The sequence below is a fragment of the Streptomyces sp. Root1310 genome, from assembly GCF_001426425.1.
GTDB lineage: Bacteria > Actinomycetota > Actinomycetes > Streptomycetales > Streptomycetaceae > Streptomyces.
Map to the genome: position 1 here is coordinate 217,250 of NZ_LMEQ01000007.1, position 8,461 is coordinate 225,710.

3 protein-coding genes and 1 pseudogene are annotated in these 8,461 nt (G+C 73.2%); 3 read left to right on the forward strand and 1 reads right to left on the reverse strand.

Going from position 1 to position 8,461, the window contains the following annotated elements:
• Positions 1-80 precede the first annotated feature (80 nt).
• From ASD48_RS16250 to ASD48_RS16260, 3 genes are all read left to right on the forward strand, one after another.
• On the forward strand, positions 81-3,467 hold the full coding sequence (locus ASD48_RS16250; RefSeq protein WP_063887450.1) for a BTAD domain-containing putative transcriptional regulator: 3,387 nt from the start codon (positions 81-83) through the stop codon (positions 3,465-3,467).
• Positions 3,468-3,875: 408 nt separating this feature from the next.
• Entirely contained in the window at positions 3,876-7,841 is a 3,966-nt protein-coding gene (locus tag ASD48_RS16255; RefSeq protein ID WP_242432606.1) for a SpoIIE family protein phosphatase, read from the forward strand.
• On the forward strand, positions 7,841-8,152 hold the full coding sequence (locus ASD48_RS16260; RefSeq protein ID WP_057602347.1) for an STAS domain-containing protein: 312 nt from the start codon (positions 7,841-7,843) through the stop codon (positions 8,150-8,152). Before ASD48_RS16255 ends, ASD48_RS16260 begins: the two co-directional genes overlap by 1 nt.
• Positions 8,153-8,202: 50 nt before the next feature.
• Here ASD48_RS16260 and ASD48_RS16265 read toward each other — a convergent pair.
• Positions 8,203-8,461 (reverse strand): annotated as a pseudogene (locus ASD48_RS16265) (alkaline phosphatase family protein); the annotation flags it as partial.

The following is an 8,461-nucleotide window of genomic DNA, read 5'->3' on the forward strand; positions in this document are numbered from 1 at the left end:
AGTGCCACTTGGAGCCGGTCAGCCTCGCGTTTATCGTCTGTTGACGGGCCGGTCCGGCCACTCGGGTAGATTCGCGCGCCGTGCTACGCATTCGAGTCCTGGGTCCGCTGGGCGCCGATGTCGGGGGTAGGCCGGTCGAACTGGGTACTCCGCGGCAACGGGCTGTCCTGGCGCTGCTGACAGCCGCTCGTGGCAGCGTCGTGGCGGTCGACCGGATGGCGGAGGAACTGTGGCGGGGAGCGCCGCCCGCCAAGGCCACGGTGTCCCTGCACACTTATGTGTCGAACCTGCGCCGTTCGCTGGAGCCGGGGCGGCCCGCGCGCGCCCCGGCCACCGTGCTGGTCACCGCTCCGCCGGGATACGCGCTGCGGCTGCCCCGGCACGCCGTGGACGCCTGGCATTTCGAGGACCGGGTGAAGCGCGCGCGCCACGCGTCGGCCGAGGAGGTCCGGGGGTTGCTCGCCGAGGCGCTCGGGTGGTGGCGGGGCCCGGCCTTCGCGGAGCACGCGGACGAGGGGTGGGCGGCGTCGGAGGTGGCCTTCCTCACCGAGTTGCGTACCGAGGCCCGCGAACTCGCCGTAGCGGCCGATCTTCGCACGGGGCGGGCGGCCGAGGCGGCTCTGGCGGCCGAACTCCTCGTCGGGGAGAACCCGTTGCGGGAAGAGGGGTGGCGGCTGCTCGTCCTCGCCCACTGGGCCTGCGGCCGGCAGGCCGACGCGCTCTCCGCGCTGCGCCGGGCCGCGGGCGCGCTGCGTGAGGAACTCGGCTGCGATCCCGGTCCGATGCTGACGGAGCTGGAGCACGCGGTGCTCGCCCAGCGGCTCGACGTGCTGCGCGCCTCCGTGTCCGGTCCCCTGCTCGCGCGTCCCGCGCCCGCTCCCGCCCCTGAGCCGGCCGTGACCGAGCCGGGCCTCGCCGCCGCCGGAACACCACGGCCCGGGCAGCACCTGTTCGTCGGCAGGAGCGGTGAACTGCGCGCCGTGGACGCCGCCGCGCGGGCCGCGCGGCGCCATGGCGGGGTGGTGCTGGTCACCGGCGAGGCCGGGGCGGGAAAGTCCGCCCTGCTCGGCCGGCTCGAAGGCCGTCTGCGGTCCGATGGCTGGCGGGTGGTGGTCGGGCACTGCCCGGAGTACGAGGGTGCGCCGCCCGCCTGGGCGTGGGTGGAGGCGCTCGGCACGCTCGCCCGCGAAGTGCCGCCGGCCCGGCCCGAGGAACTGGCGGCCCTGCTGCGCAACCCGGAGAATGTGGCCGCCACGAGCCCGGACGAGGCGACCGCCGGACGCTTCCGGATGCACCGCGCGCTCGCCGCCTGGCTGCGGGCCGCGGCCGCCGGGTCTCCGCTGGCCGTCCTCCTGGAGGATCTGCACCGCGCGGACGGCGAGACGCTCGCCCTGCTGGAAGCGGCGGCCGCGGTCACCGACGTGCCCCTGCTCACCGTCGCCAGCTACCGTCCGGCGGAGGTGGGCGAGCACCTGGTCAAGACGCTCGCCCACCTCGCCCCCGGCGTGCCGCACCGGATCGCGCTCCGCGGCCTGCCGCCGCGGGACGTCGCCACCATGGTGGACACCGTGTGCGGCGCACCCGTGGACGCGGCGACGGTGACGGCGCTCGCCGAACGCACCGGCGGCAATCCGTTCTACGTCCTGGAGAGCGCCCGTCTGCTGGCGAGCGAGGGGGCGCTGGTCGCGATCTCCGAAGTTCCCCAGGGCGTCCGCGACGTCCTGCGCAGACGCCTGGCCCTGCTGCCCGCGGCGGCCAGGTCCGCGGTGCGACTGGCCGCCGCGGTGGGGCTGGAGGCCGATGTGTCGCTCCTGCTCGACGCGGCGGACACGGGCGAGGACGAGATGCTGGAGGGGCTCGACGCCGCCCTGGCCGCGGAGCTGCTGACCGCGCCGGGACCCGGCCGCGTCCGGTTCGTGCACGCGCTGGTCCGCGACACCGTGTACACCGACCTGTCCGGCGTGCGGCGTTCACGTCTGCACGCGCGCATCGCCCGGGTGCTGTGCCGCCACCGCCCCGACGACTTCGCCGCCCTGGCACACCACTTCACGCATGCGGGCAGCCCCGCGGACGCGCCCCTGGCCGTCCGCTACGCGCTGCGGGCGGCCGAGGTCGCCGAGCGGCGCTACGCCCACGACATCGCCGTGGGGCTGATCCACCAGGCGATCGAGGTGCACACCACCGCTTCGGGTGGCCTCGACGCGCAACCGGACCGCGCGGTCGGCCTGTTGGTGCGGCTGCTCGGCGCGCAGGTACGGGCCGGCTCGACGGACGCGGCCCGGCGCACCCGGCGGCGGGCGGTCGAACTGGCCGAGCAGGCGGACCGGGGCGACCTGGTCGCGGCGGTCTTCGGGGCCTGGATCGAACCCTCCCCGTGGCACAGCAGGCTGGGAGGCTCCTACGACCCCGCCCTGCTGGCCCGTCTGGAGGAGCTGGCGTCCGATCCGGGCCTGGACGATCCCGCCCGCGCGGGTGTGCTCCAGGCTCTCGTCGACGCGGTGGCCGCCGACGACTCACCCCGGGCTCTGGAGGCGGCCCGCACACAACTGCGCCTCGCCCGCGCGAACGGCGAACCCCGGCTGCTGGCCGCCGCGTTGATGACGTCCGCCAAGCTGCTCCCCCACGAGGCACCGGGTGACGCACGGCCGCCTCTGGTCGCCGAACTGCGCGAGCTCGCCCGTGCGCACGATCTCCCCGCCTACCGCTGGGTGTGCCAGAACCTCGACGCCATGACCGCCGCCACCCTCAACGATCCGGCCGCGGTACGGCGGCACAACGCGCAGGGCCTGGTGCTCGCGCACCGCTACCGGATGGTGTGGGCGCAGGGCGTCAACGCCGCCACCTCGGCCATGCTGGCGGGCGTCGCGGGCCGCTTCGAGGAGGCGGAGTCGTGGTATGCCGAGGCCGACGTCCTGTTGCAGCGCGTCGGGGCACACCACGCCCAGGGTCTGCGCACCCTGGGACTGACCACCATCCGGCTCGCCCAGGGCCGTACGGCCGAGATCGAGCCGGTGATGCGCGCGGTGTACGACTCCGTGGGTGCCCCGGTCGGGGTGGCGCTCGCTCTCGTCCTGGCCCGCCTCGGCCGGCTCGACGAGGCGCGGGACGTGAGCTTTCCCGCGGAACCCGTCACCGATCACCTCTACGGCATGGAACTCGACTTCCGCTCCCAGCTCGCCGTCCTGCACCGCGACCAGGACACCGCCTCCGCGCTGGTCGAGCACCTGCTGCCCCTCCGGCACCAGCTGGCCGGCGCGGCCGGCGCGGTCTACGCGACCCGTCCTCTCGCCCACGCCCTCGCCGACCTGTACCGGCTCCTCGGCGAGGAAGGAGCGGCGGCCGAGAACTACGCGCTGGCCGAACGCACGGCGCTCGCGTGGGGCTCACCCCATCTCGCCGGGAGTGCCCGCCGGGCCGCCGCGGAGCTGTCCGCGGCACGCGCACGGCGACGGACCCTCGCCACATAGGCCGCTCCCGGCCGTGCCGCGCCGGCCGCGGAGCGAACAAACCTTGATCGGAATCGGCGATGCATCCGGATCCGCCGACCTGGCGGAATAGATTTGTCGGAGCTCCAGGGCGGACAGGCGCGTCGTAGTGGCAAAAGGATCAGCAGCGGACACCGGTACGACTTCGGTGCGGCTCGGGTGCGGCTTGCGAACCGATCACGGACGAGAAGCGGGTATCAGGTGGCGTACGCGGACAGAGGTGTGAATGATCCGGGCAGTGCCGACTGGACGGAGGCCTTCGCCGCCGATCCGGACATCGGCGACGACCTCGCCACCGTCGACTGGGCGGCCACCTCCCTCGGACCGCCGACCGACTGGTCCCAGAGCCTGCTGACGGCGGTACGCATCCTGCTGTCGTCGCGCTTCTCCATGTGGATGGCGTGGGGGCCGGATCTCACGTTCCTCTGCAACGCCGCCTACCGACGCAACACGCTGGGGCGCAAGTACCCGTGGGCGCTGGGCCGACCGGCCCGCGAGGTCTGGTCGGAGATCTGGTCCGATGTCGGCCCCCGTATCGACCACGTCCTCGCCTCGGGCGAAGCGACGTGGGACGAGGCGCTGCTGCTGTTCCTGGAGCGGTCCGGGTACCGGGAGGAGACCTATCACACGTTCTCCTACAGCCCGCTGCGAGACGACGCCGGCGCCGTGGTGGGCATGCTGTGTGTCGTCAGCGAGGAGACCCAGCGCGTCGTGGGCGCACGCCGGATGGCGACCCTGCGCGACCTGGGCTCCGATCCCAGTGTCGTGCGCACGGAGGCGGAGACGCTCGCCTTCCTCGGCCGTCAGCTCGAACGCAACCTGGCGGACCTGCCGTTCACCCTCACCTACCTCCTGCACGAGGACGGCGCGCGTCTGGCCTGTACGACGGGATGGCCGGCGGGCCGGCCGGCGGCTCCGGAACGGCTGTCGAAGGACTCGGGCCCATGGCCCGTGGCAGCCCTCGCGGACGGCGCCTCCGTGTGCGTGCGGCTGGACGCCGACCCCTTCGGCGACCTGCCCGCCGGCGCCTGGCCCGATCCGCCCGAACAGGCCCTGGCCGTACCGCTGGTGGAACCGGGCGGCACACCCTACGGCTTCCTCGTCGCCGCGCTGAACAGATACCGTGCCCTCGACGAGGAGTACCGGGGGTTCGTCGAACTCGTCGCCGGACACCTCGCCGCGGGGATCGCCTCCTCCCGCAGCTACCGCGCGCAGCAACGGCGAGCGGAGGAACTGGCCGAACTCGACCGTGCCAAGACCACGTTCTTCTCCAACATCAGCCACGAGTTCCGCACCCCCCTGGCGCTGATCTCCGGGCCGGTCGAGGAGTTGCAGAGGCACCTCGCGGACGCCGACGTGGACGTCCGGCGGGAACTGGACGCGATCCACCGCAACGCGCTGCGCCTGGGGAAACTGGTCAACACCCTCCTGGACTTCTCCCGCATCGAAGCCGGCCGGGTCCAGGCCTGCTACGAACCGGTGGATCTGGCCGCGCTGACCGCCGAACTCACCAGCGTCTTCCGGTCCGCCGTCGACAGGGCCGGCCTCGGCCTCGTCGTCGACTGCCCCCCGCTGGACCGGCCGGTCCACGTCGACCGGGACATGTGGGAGAAGGTGATGCTGAACCTGCTGAGCAACGCGCTCAAGTTCACCTTCGACGGTTCCCTCGGCGTCACGGTCCGCGCGCAGGACGACCGGGCGGTGGTGACGGTCTCCGACACCGGTGTCGGCATCGCGGCGCACGAGATGCCGCACCTCTTCGAACGCTTCCACCGCATCAGCGGCGTCCGGGCCCGCTCCCACGAGGGCAGCGGTATCGGCCTGGCCCTCGTCCGGGAACTGGTCCTGCTGCACGGCGGCACCATCACGGCGGACAGTACTCCGGACCGGGGTACGCGTTTCACCGTCCGGCTGCCGTTCGGGTCCGCGCACCTGCCCGCTGACTCCGTCCACGAGTCGTCCCGGACCCGCTCCGCGTCGGCCGTGGCCGTCCCCTACGTGCAGGAGGCTCTGCGCTGGCTCCCGGCCGGCAGCGGCAAGGATGTGCGGGACAGGGCCACGCACGACACCTCGTCCCCTTCCGCCGTCTCCGGACCGGACGTGCGCGCACGCGTCCTGGTCGTCGACGACAACGCCGACATGCGCGAGTACCTGGTCCGCATCCTCACCGGCGCCGGCTACCGGGCCGACGCGGTGAGCGACGGGCTGGCGGCCCTGACCGCCGCCCGGGCCGCGGCTCCGGACCTGATAGTCAGCGATGTGATGATGCCGCTGATGGACGGTCTCACCCTGGTCGGCGCCCTGCGATCGGACACCCGGACCGCCTCGGTCCCCGTGCTGCTGCTCTCCGCCCGGGCAGGGCAGGAGGCGTCCATCGAGGGACTGTCGGCGGGCGCGGACGACTACCTCGTCAAACCCTTCGCCGCGGCCGAACTGCTGGCCCGGGTACGTGCCAACGTGGAACTGGCACGGCTGCGCACCCACCATGTGCGCTGGCGCGCCGCCCTGGTGGACTCGCTCCAGGAGGCCCTGCTCGTCATGGACGACACCGGGACCGTCCTCGAGGTCAACGCCGCGTTCGCCACCATGCTCGGCCACGGGCCCGACGGAGTGCCCTACGCGCCGGACCATCCCTGGTGGCCGGATGCCACGACCGATCCCGCGGCCCACCGCACGGTGGCCGACGCCTTCGCCCACCTGCTCACCCACGGCCACGGCAACCACACCCTTCCCCTCACCCATCGGGACGGACACCGGCTGTACGTCAGAGCCGCCTTCAACGACGCCCGCGATCCCGACAGCGGACGTCGGATGATCGTGGGAACGTTCCGCGACGTCACGGCCGAACTGCATGCCGTGCAGCGCGAGAGCGCCCTCGCCTCCCTCAGCACCAGCCTGGCCGAGACCGTCGGCCTCCCCCAGGCGCTCGCGGCGGCCCTGGACCGGCTCGGGGAGCTGTGGCACGCCGAGCACGTCCTGTCGGCGGTCTTCACCGGGGACGGCCACCCGCACGTGACCGCCACCCGCCCCATGGTCTGGCAGGACATCCCGGCCGAGCGCCGACGGGCCATCAGTGAACTGCAGAACCATCCCCTGCTCACTCCTGTCCTCGGCGAGAACGGGGCCGGGATCCTCCTCGAACACCCCGCGGGCCCGATGGCCCTGTGGATCGAGCTGGAGCCGGCGCGCCGCTTCGGCCGTGAGGACGAACTGCTGCTGGCGCTGCTCGGCGGGCATCTGGCCTCGGCGCTCACCCGTGCCCACCAGATCGATCAGCAGCGCGAGACCGCGCTGGCCCTCCAGCGCGCCATCCTCGGTCCCTCCCTGCTGCCCGAGGGCTTCGCGGCGCGGTACGAGCCGGCCACCCCACCGCTGGAGATCGGCGGCGACTGGTACGACGTCATCGCGCTGCCGGGCGACCGGATCGGCATCGTGGTCGGTGACTGCGTCGGACGCGGCCTGCAGGCAGCCACCGTGATGGGCCAGCTGCGCAGTGCCTGCCGTGCCCTGTTCCTCCAGGATCTCGGGCCCTCCGGCACCCTCATGGCTCTCGACCACTTCGCCAAGGGCATCCCCGGCGCCATGTGCACGACCGTGTTCTGCGGTGTTCTCGACCCGCGGACGGGCAGCCTGACCTATTCGAGCGCCGGCCACCCGCCGAGCGTCCTCGCTCTCCCGGACGGCGGCACCCGCCTGCTCGAAGGCGGACACGCGCTGCCGCTGGGGATCCGCCCCTCCCACGAACGCCCCGAGCACGTCTGTTCGCTCCCCGCCCGCTCCTCGCTCCTGGTCTACACCGACGGTCTCGTCGAGCGTCGGCGGCAGTCACTGGACGTGGGTATCGACCGGGCCGGCGAGGTGCTGCGGGACGGCCGCGACCTCGGCGCCCGTGAACTGGCCGACCTTCTCATGTCCGAGCTGGCTCCCGCAGGCGGCTACGACGACGACGTCGCCCTGCTGCTCTACCGGCATCCGGGCCCGCTGCGGTTCTCCTTTCCGGCGGAGTCCGGCCAGCTCGCCGTCGCGCGTCACGCCCTGCGCGACTGGCTCACCCGGTGCGACCTGCCCCGGCGCACCGCACAGGACGTGCTGATCGCCGCCGGTGAGGCCTGTGCCAATGCCGTGGAACACGGCCACCGCGCCTCCCCCGACGGGACCGTCCGCCTGCACGCCGACGCCTTCTCCGACACCGTCCGGGTGATCGTGGCGGACAGCGGAGTCTGGAAGCCCGGCGATCCGGCCGGCTCGCCCCACCGCGGCCGGGGCATCGGCATCATGAAGGCCCTGTCACACCATGTCACCATCACACCCGGCCCCCTGGGCACCACCGTCGAGATGCACACGAGGATCCTGTGATGCCCACTCAGCTGACTCTCACGCAGGGCGGACACTCCGACGGCGGCACGCTGCTGACCGTCGCGGGCGAGATCGACATGAGCAACAGCGGCACCCTCGCCGCCGCGATCGACGGCGTACCGGGGCCGGTCGTCGTCGATCTGACGGATGTGGAATACCTCGACAGCGCCGGTCTCAACGTCCTGTTCGCCCACGCCGACCGCATCGAGCTCATCGCCGGCCCGCTGCTCGAACGGGTCCTGTCGGTGTCGGGCCTCACCCGTCTCGTCACGGTCCGGCCCCCGCGGTCGGACGGCCCCGCCTCCGCGTGAGGGCGACGGCGGAGGCAGACGGCCGACGTGAGCGGTACCGGGCTTCGGCGTCAGGCGATGCCCSCCAGCCGTAGCAGCAGCGGCTTGACCTCCGTGGCGGCGAGGGAGCCGGTGACCTCACCGGGGCGTGAACACAGCAGGACGGGACCCTCCTCGGCCCGCTGCGGCAGCCTGCCGTGGCTGCCGCGCACCGGGGAGGGATCCAGCGGGACCACCGCCATGCGGTAGCGCAGGCCGAGCTTCTTGCGGGCGAGCGCACCCGCCGCCTTGACCTTCACGTAGGGATCCAGGGGATCCATGAACAGCTCT

Bases quoted from the DNA above. Each gene is read 5' to 3' on its own strand.
- ASD48_RS16255 (WP_242432606.1), top strand. From the start codon at position 3,876: ATGTGGATGGCGTGGGGGCCGGATCTCACGTTCCTCTGCAACGCCGCC.
- ASD48_RS16260 (WP_057602347.1), top strand. From the start codon at position 7,841: ATGCCCACTCAGCTGACTCTCACGCAGGGCGGACACTCCGACGGCGGC.